21 protein-coding genes and 2 pseudogenes are annotated in these 17942 nt (G+C 60.6%); 20 read left to right on the forward strand and 3 right to left on the reverse strand.

The window, feature by feature from the left end; translation table 11 throughout:
• Positions 1 to 3 precede the first annotated feature (3 nt).
• The 18 genes and pseudogenes from fabZ (at position 4) to rplX (ending at position 12965) form a co-directional block, all read left to right on the forward strand.
• Entirely contained in the window at positions 4 to 426 is a 423-nt protein-coding gene (fabZ, locus tag AAAT03_RS07765) for a 3-hydroxyacyl-ACP dehydratase FabZ (RefSeq protein WP_099432064.1), read from the forward strand.
• A 10-nt stretch (positions 427 to 436) separates the two neighbouring features.
• On the forward strand, positions 437 to 1780 hold the full coding sequence (locus tag AAAT03_RS07770) for an acetyl-CoA carboxylase biotin carboxylase subunit (RefSeq protein WP_349103035.1): 1344 nt from the start codon (positions 437 to 439) through the stop codon (positions 1778 to 1780).
• On the forward strand, positions 1773 to 3491 hold the full coding sequence (gene accD, locus AAAT03_RS07775; protein ID WP_349103036.1) for an acetyl-CoA carboxylase, carboxyltransferase subunit beta: 1719 nt from the start codon (positions 1773 to 1775) through the stop codon (positions 3489 to 3491). The genes AAAT03_RS07770 and accD overlap by 8 nt, the downstream gene beginning before the upstream one ends.
• Before the next feature lie 40 nt (positions 3492 to 3531).
• Positions 3532 to 4746 (forward strand): PTS fructose transporter subunit IIB, encoded by a 1215-nt coding sequence (locus AAAT03_RS07780; protein WP_195404831.1) that lies wholly within the window; start codon positions 3532 to 3534, stop codon positions 4744 to 4746.
• Between the two features lie 150 nt (positions 4747 to 4896).
• The gene (locus AAAT03_RS07785) at positions 4897 to 6051 is read left to right on the forward strand and encodes a cation diffusion facilitator family transporter (protein WP_349103038.1); all 1155 of its coding nucleotides are present in this window, start codon (positions 4897 to 4899) and stop codon (positions 6049 to 6051) included.
• A gap of 39 nt (positions 6052 to 6090) precedes the next feature.
• A complete protein-coding gene (locus tag AAAT03_RS07790; RefSeq protein WP_349103039.1) occupies positions 6091 to 6717 on the forward strand; it encodes a histidine phosphatase family protein in 627 nt (208 codons plus the stop codon).
• A 459-nt stretch (positions 6718 to 7176) separates the two neighbouring features.
• The gene (gene rplC / locus AAAT03_RS07795) at positions 7177 to 7797 is read left to right on the forward strand and encodes a 50S ribosomal protein L3 (RefSeq protein ID WP_035137484.1); all 621 of its coding nucleotides are present in this window, start codon (positions 7177 to 7179) and stop codon (positions 7795 to 7797) included.
• Between the two features lie 46 nt (positions 7798 to 7843).
• Positions 7844 to 8470, forward strand: coding sequence for a 50S ribosomal protein L4 (gene rplD, locus AAAT03_RS07800; protein WP_006235032.1), 627 nt, complete (start codon positions 7844 to 7846; stop codon positions 8468 to 8470).
• Entirely contained in the window at positions 8471 to 8758 is a 288-nt protein-coding gene (gene rplW, locus AAAT03_RS07805; protein ID WP_022094197.1) for a 50S ribosomal protein L23, read from the forward strand.
• 179 nt (positions 8759 to 8937) lie between these two features.
• On the forward strand, positions 8938 to 9768 hold the full coding sequence (gene rplB / locus AAAT03_RS07810) for a 50S ribosomal protein L2 (protein ID WP_055250219.1): 831 nt from the start codon (positions 8938 to 8940) through the stop codon (positions 9766 to 9768).
• 32 nt (positions 9769 to 9800) lie between these two features.
• Positions 9801 to 10061: a 30S ribosomal protein S19 gene (rpsS, locus tag AAAT03_RS07815; RefSeq protein WP_006235035.1), complete on the forward strand. Its 261-nt coding sequence runs from the start codon at positions 9801 to 9803 to the stop codon at positions 10059 to 10061.
• A gap of 14 nt (positions 10062 to 10075) precedes the next feature.
• Positions 10076 to 10447 carry a 50S ribosomal protein L22 gene (gene rplV / locus AAAT03_RS07820; RefSeq protein WP_006235036.1) on the forward strand — a complete coding sequence of 124 codons (372 nt, stop codon included), beginning with the start codon at positions 10076 to 10078 and terminating at the stop codon, positions 10445 to 10447.
• Between the two features lie 6 nt (positions 10448 to 10453).
• Positions 10454 to 11164: a 30S ribosomal protein S3 gene (gene rpsC, locus AAAT03_RS07825; protein WP_006235037.1), complete on the forward strand. Its 711-nt coding sequence runs from the start codon at positions 10454 to 10456 to the stop codon at positions 11162 to 11164.
• A pseudogene (rplP, locus tag AAAT03_RS07830) lies at positions 11164 to 11559 on the forward strand (50S ribosomal protein L16); the annotation flags it as partial. The gene rpsC and the pseudogene rplP, both read left to right, overlap by 1 nt.
• Before the next feature lie 107 nt (positions 11560 to 11666).
• Positions 11667 to 11882: a 50S ribosomal protein L29 gene (gene rpmC / locus AAAT03_RS07835; RefSeq protein WP_006235039.1), complete on the forward strand. Its 216-nt coding sequence runs from the start codon at positions 11667 to 11669 to the stop codon at positions 11880 to 11882.
• Positions 11883 to 11898: 16 nt separating this feature from the next.
• Positions 11899 to 12159, forward strand: a complete 261-nt coding sequence (gene rpsQ, locus AAAT03_RS07840; RefSeq protein WP_006235040.1) for a 30S ribosomal protein S17 — start codon at positions 11899 to 11901, stop codon at positions 12157 to 12159.
• A gap of 118 nt (positions 12160 to 12277) precedes the next feature.
• Positions 12278 to 12646 (forward strand): 50S ribosomal protein L14, encoded by a 369-nt coding sequence (rplN, locus tag AAAT03_RS07845; RefSeq protein WP_006235041.1) that lies wholly within the window; start codon positions 12278 to 12280, stop codon positions 12644 to 12646.
• 13 nt (positions 12647 to 12659) lie between these two features.
• Positions 12660 to 12965, forward strand: a complete 306-nt coding sequence (gene rplX, locus AAAT03_RS07850) for a 50S ribosomal protein L24 (protein WP_006235043.1) — start codon at positions 12660 to 12662, stop codon at positions 12963 to 12965.
• A gap of 767 nt (positions 12966 to 13732) precedes the next feature.
• Here rplX and AAAT03_RS07855 read toward each other — a convergent pair.
• Together AAAT03_RS07855 and AAAT03_RS07860 are read right to left on the reverse strand one after the other, a co-directional pair.
• Positions 13733 to 13834, reverse strand: a complete 102-nt coding sequence (locus AAAT03_RS07855) for an IS3 family transposase (RefSeq protein WP_231501554.1) — start codon at positions 13832 to 13834, stop codon at positions 13733 to 13735.
• Positions 13835 to 14126: 292 nt separating this feature from the next.
• Positions 14127 to 14234: pseudogene (locus AAAT03_RS07860) on the reverse strand (hypothetical protein); the annotation flags it as partial.
• Here AAAT03_RS07860 and AAAT03_RS07865 point away from each other — a divergent pair.
• Positions 14191 to 14508, forward strand: coding sequence for a 5'-methylthioadenosine/S-adenosylhomocysteine nucleosidase (locus tag AAAT03_RS07865; protein ID WP_229026325.1), 318 nt, complete (start codon positions 14191 to 14193; stop codon positions 14506 to 14508). The pseudogene AAAT03_RS07860 and the gene AAAT03_RS07865 overlap by 44 nt on opposite strands.
• 226 nt (positions 14509 to 14734) lie before the next feature.
• Entirely contained in the window at positions 14735 to 17554 is a 2820-nt protein-coding gene (locus AAAT03_RS07870) for a hypothetical protein (protein ID WP_349103040.1), read from the forward strand.
• On the opposite strand, the gene AAAT03_RS07875 is transcribed toward AAAT03_RS07870, so the two are convergent.
• On the reverse strand, positions 17478 to 17942 hold a 465-nt coding region (locus AAAT03_RS07875; protein WP_349103041.1), incomplete at its 5' end, for an ATP-binding protein. The two genes, AAAT03_RS07870 and AAAT03_RS07875, sit on opposite strands and share 77 nt — an antisense overlap.

Here is a 17942-nt window from a genome sequence, read left to right on the forward strand (position 1 = left end):
TCCATGAACAAAGAAGAGCTCAAGAAGCTGTTACCGCATCGCGAGCCGATGCTTTTGCTCGACGAAGCCGAGCTGGTGGGCGACGAGGCCCACGGCAAGATCACGATTACAGGCGACGAGTACTTTTTGCAGGGACATTTTCCGGGAAACCCGGTCGTTCCCGGCGTGATTCAGTGCGAGATGCTCGCCCAGAACTGCTGCGTGCTGCTGATGGGCGATGAGGAGGCGCGCGGCGCGACGCCGTTCTACACGAGTCTGGACAAGGTGCGCTTTAAGCGTCCGGTGCGCCCGGGCGACACGGTGGATCTAGTGTGCTCCATCACGCGTGCGCGCGGGCCGTTCCGCTTTGCGACGGGTACTGCGAGCGTCAACGGTGAGGTTTGCTGCCGCGCCGATATGTCTTTTGCACTCATGCACGAAAGTTAAGGAAGGCTCCATGTTCGACAAAGTGCTCATCGCCAACCGCGGCGAAGTCGCGGTCCGTGTTATCCGCGCGTGCCGCGATATGGGCATCAAGACCGTCGCCGTTTATTCCACGGCCGATGCGGACGCGCTACACGTGCAGCTTGCCGACGAGGCGTATTGCATCGGCGGCCCGCGTCTTGCCGAGAGCTACCTCAACGACGATGCCGTGCTCACCTGTGCCGTAAAGTCGGGAGCTAAGGCAATTCATCCCGGCTATGGCTTCTTTTCCGAGAAGGCGAGCTTCGTGCGCGACTGCGACAAGTTCGGTCTGGCGTTTGTCGGTCCTTCGGCCGAGGTGATCGACAGCATGGGCGACAAGGACGCCGCACGCCGAACGGCCGCTGCTGCGGGCGTGCCCATCGTGCCGGGCTGCGATTTGCTCAAAAGCCCCGAGGAGGCGACGGCCGAGGCCGAGCACATCGGCTGCCCCGTGCTTATTAAGGCGCGCGCGGGCGGCGGCGGTCGCGGTATTCGCAAGGTCGAGCGCGTGGAAGATGCGGCAAAGGCGTTCATCGAGGCGCGTGCCGAGGGTGAGGCCGTTTTTGGTGACGGCGAGTGCTACATGGAGAAGTTCGTTGCGCCGGCGCATCACGTTGAGGTACAGATTATGGCCGATAAGCAGGGCCATGTGTTTTCACTCGGCGAGCGCGAGTGCTCGGTGCAGCGCCGCAACCAAAAGCTGATCGAGGAGAGTCCCGCGCCGTGCCTCGACGGACGCGACGATATTCGTGCCCGTATGCACAAGGCGGCGCGCGACTTGGCTCGTGCCGTCGGTTATGAGGGCGCTGGCACCATCGAGTTTCTGTACTCGGACGACGGCAATTTCTACTTTATGGAAATGAACACGCGCTTGCAGGTGGAGCATCCGGTTACAGAGTTTGTAACCGATACCGACTTGGTCAAGTGGCAGCTGCGCGTGGCAGCCGGCCAGCCTCTGCCCTTTGAGCAGGAGGACATGCCGGTGCGCAACCACGCCATGGAGTGCCGCATCAATGCCGAAACGCCGGACTTTCTGCCGTCGTGCGGAACGGTCACCGCGTTGCGTGTGCCGGGTGGTCCGCGCGTGCGCTGGGATTCCGCCATGTTTACCGGAGCGAAAGTTCCGCCGTACTACGACTCCATGCTCGGCAAGCTCATCGTGTGCGCGCCCACGCGTGACGGTGCCATTCGCAAGATGCGCTCGGCCCTGGGCGAGCTCGTGATTGAGGGCGTGAGCGAAAATAGCGAGCTTCAGCTCGACGTGCTGGCAAACGACGAGTTTTTGTCGGGCATGTATCACACCGATCTGATGGGGCATCTCTATGCTGATGAATAGAAAAGCGAAGACGGTCAACGTCCTCGAGGGGCCGATGACCGAGTCGTGCGCCGAGTTTCCCGCGCGCCACGTGTTTATCAAGTGCCCGGAGTGCCGCCGTGTGATCGATGAGGCGCGCCTGCACGACAACCTCGAGGTCTGCCCTCGTTGCGGCAAACACTTTCGCGTGAGCGGTCGCGCGCGCATGCGCATGACGGTCGACGAGGGCACGTTTGAGGAATGGGATGCTAATCTGGCGTCGGAGGACTTCCTCTCGTTTCCCGGTTATGCCGACAAGCTTAAGAGCGTGAACAAGCGTTCGGGCGAGCGCGATGCCGTTGTGTGCGGCAGGGGCAAAATCTGCGGCTGCGATACCGCGCTCTTCTTTATGGACGCCAACTTTATGATGGGCTCAATGGGCTCCGTGGTGGGCGAGAAGATCTGTCGTGTCTTTGAGCGCGCGGCCGAGTTGGGGCTGCCGGTCGTTGGCTTTACCGTATCGGGCGGCGCCCGCATGCAGGAGGGCGTGACCTCGCTCATGCAGATGGCCAAGATTTCTGCGGCGGTTAGGCGCCACAGCGAGGCGGGCGGCCTGTATATCACGGTGCTCACCGATCCCACGACCGGAGGTGTAACCGCGAGCTTTGCCATGGAGGGCGACATTATCCTGGCCGAGCCCGATGCCCTGACGGCATTTGCCGGCCCGCGCGTGATCGAGCAGAACATGCACAAGCGTCTGCCCAAGGGATTTCAGCGTTCCGAGTTTTTGCTGGAGCACGGCTTTTGCGATGCCGTTGTTCCGCGTGGTGAGATTGCGCTCACGGTAGGCGAGCTGCTGGCGCTGCACGAAGGGCACGCGCCCGGCCTGGGGGCACCGCATGAGATCGTGCATACGGGTCGTCGCGACAAAAAGCTGGGACACTTGTTTAAGCGCTCGGCCGCACCAAAAAGCGCGCTCGAAATCGTCAAACAGACTCGCTCGGCGAACCGCGCCACGGCAGGCGAGATGATCTCGTTGGGTCTCGACGGATTCGTAGAGCTGCACGGCGACCGCTACTTTGGCGACGATGCTGCCGTGGTGGGCGGCATCGGCTGGAAAGACGGGCGACCCGTGACGGTTATCGCCATCGAGCGCGGTACCACGACCAAAGAGCGCATGCGTCGCAACTTTGGTATGGCACATCCCGAGGGCTACCGCAAGGCACGTCGCCTGATGCACCAAGCCGAGAAATTTGGTCGGCCGGTTCTGTGCCTGGTTGATACTTCGGGCGCGTTTTGCGGCATCGGTGCCGAGGAGCGCGGCCAGGGCGAGGCGATTGCCCAGAATCTCATGGAGATGAGCGGCCTTAAGACGCCGATTGTCTCGGTGGTGACAGGCGAGGGCGGCTCTGGTGGCGCGCTGGCGCTGTCCGTGGCCGACCGCATCCTGATGCTCTCGAGCTCGGCCTATTCGGTCGTGAGCCCCGAGGCCTGTGCGTCGATCCTGTGGAAGGATACCGAGCGCGCGAATGAGGCCGCTGAGGCGCTTAAGCTCACGGCCCCCGATCTGTTGGCGCTCGGCATCATCGACGGCATTGTTGACGATAGGGGCCTGTCGCATGAGGAGATCGCCGGTGTCGTCATGTCCTCGGCATTTGATGCCTTCGATACGCTTGGGCAGCTCGACGACGCGACCCTCACAAACCTCCGCTACGAAAAGTACCGCGCAATCGGTCAGTACCGCACGATGTGACAAAGGGACAGTCCGCATGTCACATTGGGAAAGGCGTTCCATGTCACAAGTTTCTAACACCTCGTTTACAACGACGGTTTCATCAAACGCCATGGCCGTGGTGGACTATCTGTCCAAAAGCATGATGTCGGCGTTGCCGTTTATTGTCTGCGCGGCGCTGTTCCGCACCGTTGCCGTCATTATGGGCGAAGGCATGCTTGGTCTATGGCCTGCCGATTCCGAAATCTATCGCCTGTTTTACAGCTGGCTGTATAACGCTGGCTATTACTTTTTGCCCATCTATCTTGGTTGGGCCGCTGCCCGCCAGCTCGGTTGCTCGGAACAGCTGGGCATGATGCTGGGCGGCGTATTGATTGTGCCCGATCTGCTTAAGCTCGTTGATGCCGCATCGACGACGGGGGCATCGATGACTTTCGTGTATGGTCTACTTCCCGCGCCGGTCAACGATTACACGACGACTGTTATTCCGGTTCTCATCTCGGTGCCCGTGCTATGGCAGGTGGAGCGTTTCTTTAAGCGCACTATCCCTCAGGCTGTGGCGTTTTCTTTTGTACCGTTTGCAACCATGCTTGTCATGGTTCCGGTGTCGCTGTGTGTTACGGCGCCGGCAGGCAGCTATCTGGGCATGCTGTTGGGACAGCTTATGTTTATGCTTGGCAATTCCGGTGGCATCGTGTCGCTGCTCACGCTCATGGGGCTTGCCGCGGGCTGGGAGTTTCTTAAGATCGCGGGTGTCAGCAACGTTGTCCTATCGCTCGCCTATGCGCAGTTTATGAGTGTGGGAACGGATTCGTGCATCCTGATCGCCGCGACGATGGCAACGTTCGCCGTTTGGGGTATGCCCTTTGGCGCGTCGCTCCGCGTTGCGGATAAGGACGAGAAGGCGCTCATGCTGGGCTATTCAATCTCGGGTATTCTTGGCGGCGTAAGCGAGCCAGCGCTGTACGGATGCGGCTTTAAATATGGCAGGTGTCTGACGTGCATGGCCGTTGGCGGCGCCGTCGGAGGCCTTGTTGCGGCCGTAGGCCACGTTACGGCTTATACCATCGGTATGACGAATGTTCTTATGGTCATTGGCTTTGCCACGGGCGGCATCTCGAATCTGCTGTGGTGCTGCGCTGCCGGCGGCGCAGCATTTGCGGTGTCTGCGGCGCTGAGCTGCTGTTTTGGCGTGGTGCCGACAAAGATGCAGGCGGCAGAAGACGCAGCTGATTCGCTCGAAACAGTGGCGAGCGCTGCTGAAGCAAGCGCATAAATCTGTGCGACAAAAGGACGATTCCTTTGTCATATTCCAAGGCTGCGGCCCGTGTGGGCTGCGGCCTTTTTGTATCTGGAGGACAAAGTGGCTACACTACAATCCGTTTGAGCAATAGATATATAGGTAGTACCGTGGGGACTGATGAGGATGGTCGAGTGGATTGTTCGTCGTGCGCAGGGCGACCGTGCGCGCGTGGGAACGTTGACGGGCATAGTGTGTATTCTCGCCAATGTTGCGCTTTGCGCTGCGAAGGGTGCAATTGGCGTGCTGTCGGGATCGGTTTCGATTGTGGCGGACGCTATGAACAACCTGTCTGATGCCAGCTCGAACATCGTGAGCGTGCTTGGCTTTAAGCTGGCGGGCAAGCCGGCCGACCCCGAGCATCCTTACGGCCATGGCCGCTACGAGTATCTCTCGGGTCTGGTCGTGGCGGCGCTCGTGCTGCTGATCGGCCTTGAGCTTATCAAGTCCTCGGTTGAGCGCGTCATCCACCCCGAACCTGTCGAGTTCTCGCTTGCCCTGGTGGCAGTCCTTGCGCTTTCGATGGTCGTAAAGCTTTGGATGGCGGCCCTCAACCAAAAACTCGGCGATCGCATTGAGTCCGAGACGCTGCATGCGACCGCGCAGGATTCCAAGAACGATGTTCTAGCCACGGGCGCCGTGTTGGCGTGCGCGATTGTTTCGCAGGTGACGCATATCAATCTAGATGCATGGGTCGGCCTTGCCGTTGGCGCCTATATTGGCTGGAGCGGCTTTGAACTCATCCAGGATACGATGAGCCCGCTTTTGGGCCAGGCGCCCGATCCTAAGCTGGTCAAGCACATTCGAGACAAAATCATGAGCTACCCCGGCGTTTTGGGCGTTCACGATTTGATGGTTCACGACTACGGCCCAGGCAGAAAGTTCGCAAGCGCTCACGCCGAGATGGCAGCCGAGGCCAGCCCGCTGGAAAGTCACGACACGCTCGACAACATTGAACAGGCATTTAGGAACGAAGACGGCATGATTGTCACGCTCCATTACGACCCCATCGTGACCGACGATCCAAAGGTGGCGAGCATGCGTCTGCGCATCAACGCTATGGCTCAAGAGATTGATAGCCGCCTCTCGATCCACGACCTACGCTGTGTTCTGGGCCCCACGCACACCAACGTGATCTTTGACTGCGTGCGTCCCTCGGATCTGCAGATGAGTGCCGAAGACTTAAAGCACGCGCTGGCACAACGGGTCGAATCGGAATATCCCAAGTCGATTGCCAAGATCACGATCGACGAAGACTACGTAGGGCATACCCACGAGTAAGGCTGTGCCAGCAAAGCAAGTTATATAGAAGGGGAGAGCATGAAGCGTCTATATCTACTCCGCCACGGTCAGACAGAATTCAACGTTAAAAAGCTCGTCCAGGGCCGCTGCGATTCTCCGTTGACCGATCTGGGCCGCAAGCAAGCGGGAATGGCAGCCGCATGGCTCAAAGCCCACGGCGTCGTCCCCGACAAAGTGGTCTCTTCGCCCTTAGGCCGAGCCATGGACACGGCTCAGCTCGTCGCATGCGAGCTCCTCGGCCCGGACACAGCAGTCGAGCCCTGCGAAGGCATCATCGAGCGCAGCTACGGCACCTTCGAAGAAGGCCCCCACGACGCCCTACCCACCGACGTCTGGGACCCCGGCGAGGACCTGATCCCATTTGGCGGAGAAGGAAGCCATGCCCTGCAGGAGCGCATGGTGGGCGCCCTCACCAATCTCATGGGCGCCGAGGGGATCGAAACCCTCCTAGCAGTAAGCCACGGCAGCGCTAGCCGCCAATTCATCAAGGCTGCAGCCCCAGAGGGCTTCGAACTCCCAGCAAAACTCCCCAACTGCGCCATCATGATTTTTGATTTTGAAGAGTCCACGCCACAAGCAGAAGGCGAACCACATCAATGCAAGTTCACCCTCCAACAAATAGTGGATTCCCAACAAAGTCATTAGCCTGAGCGAGCAAGGTTTAGCAGACATCAACGTGGCGTTCCCAGTGTGCGGCGGAGGGGGCGGGCCTGAGAGATATTAAGGTTGTCGCGAGTTCCGCACGAACAGGAGAGCACTTAATGTGCTCTCCGTCGTGAGCAGGACTGTAGAGCAGCAACCTTAATATCTCTCAGGCCCGCCCCCTCCGCCGCACACTGGGAACGTGCCACGCACTTTACCTGCGTAAACAATGTGAGTGAAATATGAATCTCGATGGATACGCCCGCAGCCGTGTATACTAAACAGCTGTGTGAAACCAGGGGAGTATTCTGGCTGGACAAAATGCCTGCTTAATAGGGTTGTCAGGTAGTCCGGGCGCAATACAAGACTGGGGAGCACGTCGTGTAAGTAGTGGTCCTCTAGGGGCGTACGCTCGGTGGTGTACGCATTGTCCCAAGACCACGCGAGAGTTGGGATCATATCTTGATCAGCATGATTCTCGGCCGCAAGATTGGCATGACCCAGGTTTGGGACGAGGACGATAACGTCGTTCCCGTCACGGTCATCCAGGCTGGCCCCTGCGCTGTCTCGCAGGTTAAAACTCAGGCAACCGACGGCTATGACGCCGTCCAGATCGGTTTCGGCGACATCAAGGCCAAGAACGTGAACAAGCCCATGGCTGGTCACTTCGCCAAGGCTGGCGTCGAGCCTGTCCGCTTCCTTCGTGAGGTCCGCGTCGAGAACGGCGAGGAGCACAAGGTCGGCGAGGTCGTCACCGTCGCTGATTTCGCTGATGTCGAGAAGGTCGACGTCATCGGTACCTCCAAGGGTAAGGGCTTCCAGGGTCGCATCAAGCGCTGGGGTCAGCGCCGCGGTCCTATGACGCATGGTTCTCACTTCCAGCGTCACCCCGGTTCTATCGGTCAGTGCGCCTATCCTGCGCGCGTCCTCAAGGGCGTCAAGATGGCCGGTCACATGGGTAACGAGCGCGTTACCGTCAAGAACCTTTCCGTTGTCCGCATCGATGCCGAGCAGAACCTCATCTTGGTCAAGGGCGCTGTCCCGGGTGCCAAGAATGGTCTCGTCGCCATCCGTATGGCCTAAGGGCCCAGCCCATTTAGCCCAGCGTCATACCAAGGAGAACACTTAAATGGCAAAGTTTGAAGTAAAGAACAGCGAGGGCAAGAAGGTCGCCGAGGCCGAGCTCGCCGCTGAGGTGTACGGCATCGAGCCGAACATCCACGTTATGCACCACATCGTCAAGTGCCAGATGGCCTCTTGGCGTCAGGGCACCCAGTCTGCTAAGGGCCGCTCTGAGGTTTCCGGTGGCGGCAAGAAGCCTTGGCGTCAGAAGGGCACCGGCCGTGCCCGCCAGGGTTCCATCCGTGCTGCCCAGTGGCGTCACGGTGGCGTTGTCTTCGCCCCCAAGCCCCGTTCCTACGCTAAGCGTATGAACAACAAGGAGGTCAAGCTGGCTATGCGCTCCGCGCTGTCCGCCAAGCTGGCCGATGGCGAGCTCGTGCTCGTCGACGACTACGGCTTCGAGAAGCCTTCCACCAAGGCTGCCGTCGCCATGCTCAAGGCTCTCGGCCTTGAGGGCAAGCGTCTGACCATCATCGTTCGCGATGAGGACGTCAACGCCTACCTGTCGTTCCGCAACATTCCCAAGACGTTCATCATCACCGCTGACGAGGCCAACACCTACGATCTCGTCAACAACAACGCTGTGCTGATGCCCGCCGACATCGCCGCTCACTTCGGGGAGGTGCTTGCATAAATGACCGCCCACGAGATCATCATCCGTCCGATCGTGTCCGAGCGTTCCTTCTCCGGCATGGAGCTGAACAAGTACACGTTCGAGGTCGCCAAGGATGCTAACAAGTATCAGATCAAGGACGCTGTCGAGGAGATCTTCGGCGTCAAGGTCGTTCGCGTGAACACCCTGACGGTCAAGCCCAAGACCAAGCGCGTGCGCTATGTCGCCGGCAAGACCCGTTCTTGGAAGAAGGCCATCGTCACGCTGGCCGAGGGCGACACCATCGAGGTCTTTGGCAACCAGGCCTAAGACTCGCTGCTGTTGAGTGAGCTCATGCCTCCCAAATAGGGGAGGCGAGAGCTCAAGGTTTCGGGCGTATAAAATGGACACGCCCGGAACCGTGTATACGTCCGGTGTCATCGCACCCGAGGCAGAACCTCGAATCCCTGTCTGCGATGGCTAACGGATTCCTATTGAAAGGGATTGTAATGGCTGTAAAGCACCTTAAGCCGACCTCCGCTGGTAGGCGTTGGCAGACGATCTCCGATTTCTCCGAGATCACCTGCACCAAGCCCGAGAAGTCTCTTCTCGAGCCCCTGCCCAAGAAGGCCGGTCGTAACAACAACGGCCGCATCACCACCCGCCACCAGGGCGGCGGCGTGAAGCGTCGTTACCGCGTGATCGACTTCAAGCGCAACAAGGACGGCGTGCCCGCCAAGGTTGCCACGATCGAGTACGATCCGAACCGTTCCGCTCGCATCGCTCTGCTGCACTACGCTGACGGTGAGAAGCGCTACATCCTGGCCCCCAAGGGCCTCGAGGTCGGCCAGACCATCATGTCCGGTTCTGACGCCGACATCAAGCCGGGCAACGCTCTGCCCCTCGCCGACATCCCCGTCGGTACGCTCATCCACGCCGTCGAGTTCCAGCCGGGCAAGGGCGCTGCTATCGCCCGTTCCGCCGGTAACTCCTGCCAGCTGATGGGTAAGGAGGGCAAGTACGCTATCGTCCGTATGCCTTCCTCCGAGATGCGCCGCATCCTCGTTACCTGCCGCGCCACCGTCGGTGAGGTCGGCAACGCCGATCACGCCAACATCGTCATCGGCAAGGCCGGCCGTAAGCGTCACATGAACGTGCGCCCGACCGTCCGCGGTACCGTCATGAACCCTGTCGACCACCCGCACGGCGGTGGCGAGGGCAAGAACCACACCTCTGGTCGTCCCTCTGTTACCCCCTGGGGTAAGCCGACGAAGGGCCTTCGTACGCGCAAGAAGAAGAAGGTCTCGAACCAGCACATCATTCGTCGCCGTAAGAAGTAATTTCGGATACCGAGTTTTAGGAGAAAGCACTTATGAGCAGAAGTCTCAAAAAGGGCCCGTTCGTGGAGACTCGCCTTCTCTCGCGTATCACCGCGATGAACGAGGCTGGCAAGAAGGACGTCGTGAAGACCTGGTCCCGCGCGTCCACCATCTTCCCCGAGATGGTTGGTCACACCATCGCCGTCCACGACGGCCGCAAGCATGTGCCCGTGTATGTTACCGAGTCCATGGTTGGTCACAAGCTCGGCGAGTTCGCGCCGACTCGTACGTTCCGTGGCCACAAGGCCAAATAGGGGGTTAACCGTAAATGGCAACTAAGTCTATTGAAACTGAGGCCACCGAGGTTCGCGCCGTCGCTAAGTACGTGCGTGTTTCCCCCAGCAAGGCCCGCCTGGTGGTCGATCTGATCCGCCGCAAGCCTGTCGCTCAGGCCTTCGACATCCTCCACTTCTGCGACCGAGCCGTCGCCGTGGATGTCGAGAAGGTTCTCCGTTCCGCCGTTGCGAACGCCGAGAACAACAACGGTCTGCGTGCCGACAACCTGGTTGTCGCCGCTGCCTATGTTGACGAGGGTCCGACGCTTAAGCGCATCCGTCCCCGCGCCAAGGGTTCCGCTTCTCGCATTCTGAAGCGTACTTCCCACATCACCGTCGTCGTTGCTCCTCGAAAGGAGGCGTAAAGCTGTATGGGTCAGAAAGTCTACCCCACCGGCTTCCGTCTTGGCATCACCGAGAACTGGCGCTCCCGCTGGTTCGCAGAGAAGGATTACGCTAAGACCCTCGGTAACGATCTCGAGATCCGCAAGTACCTCGAGAAGCGTCTTTCCCGCGCAGCTGTCTCCCGCGTCGAGATCGAGCGCGCTGGCGACAAGGTGAAGGTCATCATCCTCACCGCTCGCCCCGGCGTTGTCATCGGTAAGAAGGGTGCCGAGATCGATACCCTCCGCACCGAGCTCGAGAAGGTCGCTGGCGTCTCCAAGGGCCAGCTCTCCGTCGACGTTGTCGAGATCAAGCGCCCCGAGCTCGACGCCAACCTCGTTGCTCAGTCTATCGCCGAGCAGCTCGAGGGCCGCGTTGCCTTCCGTCGCGCTATGCGCAAGGCTGTCCAGTCTGCCCGCAAGGCCGGCGCTAAGGGCATCCGTATCCAGTGCTCCGGTCGTCTCGGCGGTGCCGAGATGGGCCGTCGTGAGTGGTACCGCGAGGGTCGCGTGCCTCTGCACACCCTCCGTGCCAAGATCGACTACGGCACGGCTGTCGCCAGCACCACCATGGGCGCTTGCGGCGTGAAGGTCTGGATCTACCTGGGCGAGAAGCTCCCGGGCCAGCCTGTTCCCAACCCTGCACTCGAGGGCTCTTCCCGTCCTCGTCGTCGTAACTCCGAGAGGAGGGGTCAGTAGTGCTTGCCCCTAAGCGTATTCTTCACCGCAAGGTGCAGCGTGGCTCCATGAAGGGCCAGGCCAAGGGTAATACCGAGCTGCATTTCGGCGAGTTTGGTATCCAGGCTCTCGAGGCCCATTGGATCACCAACCGTCAGATCGAGGCCGCTCGTATTGCCATGACCCGCTACATGAAGCGTGGCGGTCGTGTCTACATCACGATCTTCCCCGATAAGCCCATCACCAAGAAGCCTGCCGAGACTCGCATGGGTTCTGGTAAGGGTAATCCCGAGGAGTGGGTGGCCGTCGTCAAGCCCGGCCGCATCATGTTCGAGGTCAAGGGCGTGCCCGAGGAGGTCGCTCGCGAGGCTCTGCGTCTTGCACAGCACAAGCTTCCCATCAAGACCAAGATTGTTGCTGCCAAGAACGCTGAGCAGCGCATCGAGAAGGAGATGGCTGAGGAGGCCGCTCTCGAGGCCAAGTGGGCTGCTGAGGACGCCGCCGCCGCCAAGGAGGAGAACTAATGAAGCCCGCAGAGATTCGTGAGCTCTCGGACGCTCAGCTCGTTGAGAAGCTGAAGGAAATGCGCGCCGAGCTCTTTAACCTTCGTTTCCAGATGGCCACCAGCCAGCTGGACAACACCGCTCGCGTCAACACCGTGAAGAAGGACATCGCTCGCGTCCTCACGGAGCAGCGCGCCCGCGAGATCGCAGCGGAGAAGTCCGCTGTCGCCGAGTAGGACCTAAGGAGAGAACATGACTGATTCGCGTAACTCGCGTAAGGTCCGTACGGGTGTCGTTACCTCCGTCTCCGGTGCCAAGACCATTGTTGTCACCATCACCGAGCGCAAGCGTCACCCCAAGTACGGCAAGATGATGACCAGCTCCAAGAAGCTGCACGCTCACGACGAGGAGTGCACGGCTGGCGTGGGCGATACCGTCCGCGTTATGGAGACCCGTCCTATGTCCAAGATGAAGCGTTGGCGCCTCATCGAGGTCGTCGAGCGCGCTAAATAAGCAGTCGCTCTTACGACTTGTACGTTTCCGAAGATGTGCGTATGCCTGGCTTGCATACCACGGGCCGTATAAAGGCTGCGCACCTCTCTTCGGTTCTTAGTTCGGAGGAACATCTACCATGATTCAGATGCAAACCATGCTGAACGTCGCCGACAACTCCGGCGCTCGCAAGATTCGCTGCATCAAGGTGCTTGGCGGTTCCAAGCGTCGTTATGCAGGCATCGGCGATGTGTTCATCGGTGCTGTCCAGGAGGCTACCCCTGGCGCCAACGTCAAGAAGAAGGACGTTGTCCGTTGCGTCGTCGTTCGCACCGTTAAGGAGATCCGCCGCAAGGATGGCTCCTACATTCGCTTTGATGAGAACGCCTGCGTTGTCATCAACAACGATGGTTCGCCCGTCGGCACCCGTATCTTCGGGCCCGTCGCTCGCGAGCTTCGTGACAAGAAGTACATGAAGATCGTCTCGCTCGCTCCCGAGACCCTGTAGTTAGGGGAGATATATGTATATCAAGAAGGGCGATAAGGTCCAGGTTCTCTCTGGTAAGGATCGCGGCAAGCAGGGCGTTGTCCTGCGTGCTCTCCCCGCCGAGAACAAGGTCGTTGTCGAGGGCGTTTCGGTCGTCAAGAAGGCCGTCAAGCCCAACGCTGCCAACCAGCAGGGCGGCATCGTTTCGCAGGAGGCTCCCATCGACGCCTCCAACGTCAATCTCGTCTGCCCCGAGTGCGGTAAGGTTACCCGCGTCGGTCACGAGAAGGACGGCAAGAACAAGCTGCGCGTCTGCAAGAAGTGCGGCCACAAGTTCTAAGCTGCCCGCAACATCAAGTTGCTAGCAAAGGCCCGGATGCCACGGCACCCGGGCCTTTTTCTATCCCCACTCGATGGCTTCGGTTCTGCCGTCCTGTCATTCCGGTTGCATCCAGTTTTCGGTGCCGTCTCGAATCGAGTGCCGCCAGGTGACACCCTGTCGCGTTTCGTCGGCTTCGGGGACAAAAGTCGGGACAACTCCAAAAACTATTTTCGAACTCAGGGCTTTGAGTTTTTGTTTTTGTCCCAAAGGGCGCGGCGGGATGCCTTTGGAGGCTCGATAGCGCCGAAAACGCCCGTTTTGAAACTTAAATGCCTTTTCGCGTGCAAGCCGCCAGCTGCAATAGGAAGTGAATCAACGCAGGTGGCTTTCAAGCAGTTTGCAAAACTGCAGGTCGCAGACCTTCATTGCCAGTAGGAGAAATGAGTAGTCTCAGGTGGCTTGCCCATGAGTTGACGAACGGGATTTGAGATTACGCTGACGTCCGGAAACGCTTCGAGCACGGCGTTACGTTTTTGGGGTTTGGGCGTAGCCCCTGCACCCGCGAGCGCGGGCCTTAAGCCCGCCGAGAGGGTGACGCGTCGAAAACGAAGGGGAAAGAGAGAAGGGGCCGTCCCTATCATTCAGGTTGCGACCGAAGAAGACAAGGAGACCCCCTGAGCCTGAATGATGCCCCACAGACCGCGTCCGACCGAGCTCAAGCCGAGCTTTTCCTGACGTCCGCCTTCGCGAAGATGATGGCTGGATTGGCTATGGATTGGCAACACTTATTTGGACGATTCCGGGAGGGACGGCCCCGCCTCCCTGAACTCGACCGGCGACATGTAGCCCAGCGTTGAGTGGATCCTGAAGTTGTTGTACCAGTGCACGTAATCCAAGAGCTTGGCTCGGAGCTCGCGCGTCCCTCCTCGGTCCTTCGGAGTGGCCGACGATCTCCCCGTTGCAGAGGTCGACGAGCAGGCAGACGTAGTTCCACGACGCCCCGACGCGCACGCAGGCCAAGTCGCTGCATATATGGGTGCACGGCGCCCTGCCGCCGAAGCCGCGCGCGACGACGTTCGACACGTCGGCCTCGTTGACCGCCCCGGGGTGCACCTTGAACCTCTTCCTGCCGTATGCGCCGGCCAGGCCGTTCTCCCTCATGATGCGGCAGACGCGGCGCCGGCTGACGGTAACGCCCGACCTCCCGGGCGACGCCTTGATCTTGCGCGATCCGTTCCGGCCCTTGCTGGCGGCGTGCGCCGCCGCGGCCGCCGTCGCCCCCGACATTAAGGTCCTCAAGGGCCGCGTCGTCTCCGGCGACCAGTTCGTCTCGCCCGCGGAACAGAAGGAGCGAATCCTCGCGACCTTCGGCGACCTGTGCTGCGAGATGGAGGGCTGCACCATCGCGCAGGCCGCTTATCTCAACGGCGTGCCCCTCGTCGTCGTGCGCGCCATCAGCGACAAGCCCTGCGCCGAGGGCCGGGTCGTCGACTACAACACCTTCGAGAAGAAGGCCGCCTGCGACTGCGCCCGCATCGCCGCGCGCATGGTTAAGCTTTAGGCCCTGCGCGCCGGGGCCCTTCTTTATGTTGGGACCCCGGCGCGCCGGGCCCTTTCCAAAGCGAAGTGTCGAGCCGAAGTGTTGAGCGTCGGCCCTGAATGTTCAATGGCCGTTGTTTTCTGCCCCTCAAGTGGTGGACTTTTCCTCGGAGCTGTTGATTCCCCCACGCGCCCCCTTCCGTTCTCTGTTCTCCCCTTATACTCCTTGTACGAGGAGGTAAGAAGTCATGGACAAGACCACACAGGACAGCTTGGCAAAGAAACCCGTCGACATGAGGGACAGGATTCTCGAGCATCTCGAGGCCCTCACCTCTGCCGTCTCGCTCGACGACCTTGCCCGTCTGTCCACCTCCGACATCGCCGAGACGCTCATCATCTCCAGGAGCCTGGCGAGCCAGTACCTCAACGACCTTGTTCGCGCCGGTCTTGTGGTTAAGGTGGCGGGCAGGCCTGTCCGTTATTTTCATCGCCGCGCGTTCCAGAAGCGTTTTCAGGTAAAGCTCTCTGCAAGCGAGTACGCCTCGCTCGCCGACCTCATCCAGGCGACGGGAATCGCCGATCACCGCGACTTCGCGCGTGCCGTGGGCTTCGACATGAGCCTCAGCTCCGTTGTCGAGCAGTGCAAGGCTGCGGTTCAGTACCCTCCGTTTGGCCTGCCCATCCTCTTGAGCGGCGGCGTGGGTGTCGGTAAGTCTTTCCTTTCTCGCCTTGTGTACGAGTACGGCAAGAACCAGGGCTTGCTGTCCCGCGACTCCTCCTATGTGCGCATCGACTGCGCCGGGGTCCCGGACGCCGCCTCGTTCAACGGGCTTCTTGACGAGTCGATCGCGAAAGCGCGCGGGGGTGTGGTCTTTGTCAACGGCATCGAGGCACTCTCTCCCTCTGCGATGGAGCACTGCCTTGCGACGGCCCTCGGGCTCGATGCCTCCCAGGATGCGCCGCGCGCTCGCCTCGTTCTTTCGACGACGCTTTCCGCCGATGACCTGAAGGTTTCCTCGGCCTACAGCAAAATGCCCATCTGTGCCCGCGTCCCCTCACTCAAGGAGCGGACCCCCGAGGAGCGCGAGGATCTCATCTTGAGCTTCCTGCGCAGCGAGGGGTGCCGAATCGGTTCTGATGTGAAGATCAGCCGCGGCGCATACCGTTGCCTCGTGAACGCGGACTTTTCCGATAACATCGCCGGCTTGCGCGCCTGCGTGACGAACTGCTGTGCCAAAGCGTTCCTCAATCGCGAGGGCGACTACGTCGTCGTTCGCCCGTATCTTCTTCCCAGCGGGCTCCTCTCCTCCGCGCAGATCGATCAACAGCCCGACGATGGCGTTCTGATCGACGCGTCTCTGGATGCCGCCGAGAGCACAGGGCCGGTCGAGCAGGCGCTCGATGCCCTGTGCTCCCTCGATGAGCGATTCTGCGCCGGGGAGCTCTCTGTCTCCGAGCTTGTCTCGCAAGCTGTCTCCGCTGTGCGCGGCGTTGAGGATCACTTGATCTTCGACCACGGCGTCGCCTCCTCGAGGTCGCGCGCCTTCGAGCGCGTCGTGGGCGCGGTCCTTGCCGACGCAGGCTCTTCTTATGGCATCGAGCTTTCGAGGAAGGTCGCTTTTCTACTGGCCCAGGAGATTTGCCTGCAGTTGTGGCCGGGTATCGGCCTGGCTAAGCGAAAGTCTGCCTGTGCGGAGCAAATCTCCCATCTCCTCGGTGCCGTGACCTCCGAATTGCCGTTTGCCTCGAGTGTCTCCGATCAGGTCGCCGCAGACGTGGAAGGGGCGCTGGGAATCTCGCTCGATCACTTCACGAAGACGCTTCTGACGCTGTGCGTCGCATCGGAGTCTCGCGATGCGAAGGCCCTTCGGACGCTCTGCGTCATCTTGTCCCACGGCTACTCAACGGCGACGAGCATCGCCGACGCGGCGAACCGTATGCTCGGCATGCATGTGTACGAGGCTGTCGACATGCCCTACGACCAGCAGCTGAAGGACATCGTCGGTCCGCTCCAGCGCCTCGTCGACCGCCATTCCTACTGTACCGGGGTCGTGTTCCTCGTCGACATGGGCTCCTTGGAGGAGGCCTATAAGGCCCTCGAGAACGTTACCGACTCCACTATCGGCGTGGTGAACAACGTCTCTACCGGTCTTGCGCTCGAGATCGGGGTCGGGCTGCTCGGCGGCAAGTCCATCGCCGAGGTTCTTGGCGATGCGACCGCCGCGTGCGTGACGCACTGCAAGGTGATCGAGCGCGTCAACCGTGAGGACGCCATCGTCTTCTGCTCCGAGTCCGGGGTCGACGCCGCGGAGAGGATACGCCAGCTCGTCTCGCAGAGCCTCCCGCGCACCATAGGCGCGCGCCTGCTCACGAGGCCCTTCAAGCAGCTCGTCGCGAACGGGTCGAACGACGCCGTTTTCTCCGAGCACCGCGTCTGCGCCGTCATCGGCACGGGAGACCCCGGGGTCGCCTCCGTCCCCTTCGTCGCCCTCGAGGACATCATGTCGACGGCGTCCGCCTCTAAGGTTGATGCCGTGTTCGGCAGGTGGCTTGACGCTTCCGAGCTCTCTTCTTTCCACGAGAAGCTGCTCTCGAACATGACGCTGCAGAACGTCATCCGCTCCATCACCATCCTCGACCCGGAGCGGCTATTCCATGAGATCGAGAGCGCCGTGCACGAGCTTCAGCGCAGGACAGGCGAGAAGATCGGCAGCAACGCCATCATTGGGCTCTACGTTCACCTCTGCTGTCTCGTCGAGCGCCTTGTTACCAGAAACCCCATTGAGACCTACGTTGGCCAGGACCGCTTCGAGGAGGAACGCGCCGATTTCATCGAGTCCTTCAGGCAGAGCTTCTCGAGCATCTCGACGCGCTATCGCGTAGAGGTGTTAGCGTCAATATATTTTTCACCATTTTCACCAACGTATTTTCGCCAATCGCGCCAACGCGGATGCGCCGGATTCGCCAACGCGGATGCGCCGCTTTCGGCGTCTAGGCTCCCTCCTCCTTCCCGTCCTCGCCGCCGATGGATACGTCCTTCAGGCGGTACGACCGTCCCGTTATCTTGATCATCGCGCAATGGTGGCAAAGCCTGTCGGCCACCGCCGAGGCCGTGACGTTGCTGCCGAACACGTCGCCCCACCTGCCCACCGGCACGTTGGTCGTGACGACGGTCGACCGCTTTAGCGCGTAGCGCCTGTTGACCAGCTGGAACAGCAGGTCGGCGCCCTCCTTGCCGATGTCGAGGTAGCCGAGCTCGTCTATTATCAGCAGGCTGCAGTGCTCGTAGAACCGCATCCTGCGCGCCAGCGCCTCCTTCGCCGAGGCGTGCTTGAGGTCCTCGACCAGCCTCGAGCAGTCGGCGAAGTACACCTGCTTGCGGGCCATCACCGCCTCGTGGCCTATGGCTATCGACAGGTGGGTCTTGCCGACGCCCGGGCTGCCGACGAGCACGAC

Source organism: Collinsella sp. CLA-AA-H167 (genome assembly GCF_040095305.1).
Lineage (GTDB): Bacteria > Actinomycetota > Coriobacteriia > Coriobacteriales > Coriobacteriaceae > Collinsella.

Bases quoted from the DNA above. Each gene is read 5' to 3' on its own strand.
- fabZ (WP_099432064.1), top strand. From the start codon at position 4: ATGAACAAAGAAGAGCTCAAGAAGCTGTTACCGCATCGCGAGCCGATG.
- AAAT03_RS07770 (WP_349103035.1), top strand. From the start codon at position 437: ATGTTCGACAAAGTGCTCATCGCCAACCGCGGCGAAGTCGCGGTCCGT.
- accD (WP_349103036.1), top strand. From the start codon at position 1,773: ATGAATAGAAAAGCGAAGACGGTCAACGTCCTCGAGGGGCCGATGACC.
- AAAT03_RS07780 (WP_195404831.1), top strand. From the start codon at position 3,532: ATGTCACAAGTTTCTAACACCTCGTTTACAACGACGGTTTCATCAAAC.
- AAAT03_RS07785 (WP_349103038.1), top strand. From the start codon at position 4,897: ATGGTCGAGTGGATTGTTCGTCGTGCGCAGGGCGACCGTGCGCGCGTG.
- AAAT03_RS07790 (WP_349103039.1), top strand. From the start codon at position 6,091: ATGAAGCGTCTATATCTACTCCGCCACGGTCAGACAGAATTCAACGTT.
- rplD (WP_006235032.1), top strand. From the start codon at position 7,844: ATGGCAAAGTTTGAAGTAAAGAACAGCGAGGGCAAGAAGGTCGCCGAG.
- rplW (WP_022094197.1), top strand. From the start codon at position 8,471: ATGACCGCCCACGAGATCATCATCCGTCCGATCGTGTCCGAGCGTTCC.
- rplB (WP_055250219.1), top strand. From the start codon at position 8,938: ATGGCTGTAAAGCACCTTAAGCCGACCTCCGCTGGTAGGCGTTGGCAG.
- rpsS (WP_006235035.1), top strand. From the start codon at position 9,801: ATGAGCAGAAGTCTCAAAAAGGGCCCGTTCGTGGAGACTCGCCTTCTC.
- rplV (WP_006235036.1), top strand. From the start codon at position 10,076: ATGGCAACTAAGTCTATTGAAACTGAGGCCACCGAGGTTCGCGCCGTC.
- rpsC (WP_006235037.1), top strand. From the start codon at position 10,454: ATGGGTCAGAAAGTCTACCCCACCGGCTTCCGTCTTGGCATCACCGAG.
- rpmC (WP_006235039.1), top strand. From the start codon at position 11,667: ATGAAGCCCGCAGAGATTCGTGAGCTCTCGGACGCTCAGCTCGTTGAG.
- rpsQ (WP_006235040.1), top strand. From the start codon at position 11,899: ATGACTGATTCGCGTAACTCGCGTAAGGTCCGTACGGGTGTCGTTACC.
- rplN (WP_006235041.1), top strand. From the start codon at position 12,278: ATGATTCAGATGCAAACCATGCTGAACGTCGCCGACAACTCCGGCGCT.
- rplX (WP_006235043.1), top strand. From the start codon at position 12,660: ATGTATATCAAGAAGGGCGATAAGGTCCAGGTTCTCTCTGGTAAGGAT.
- AAAT03_RS07870 (WP_349103040.1), top strand. From the start codon at position 14,735: ATGGACAAGACCACACAGGACAGCTTGGCAAAGAAACCCGTCGACATG.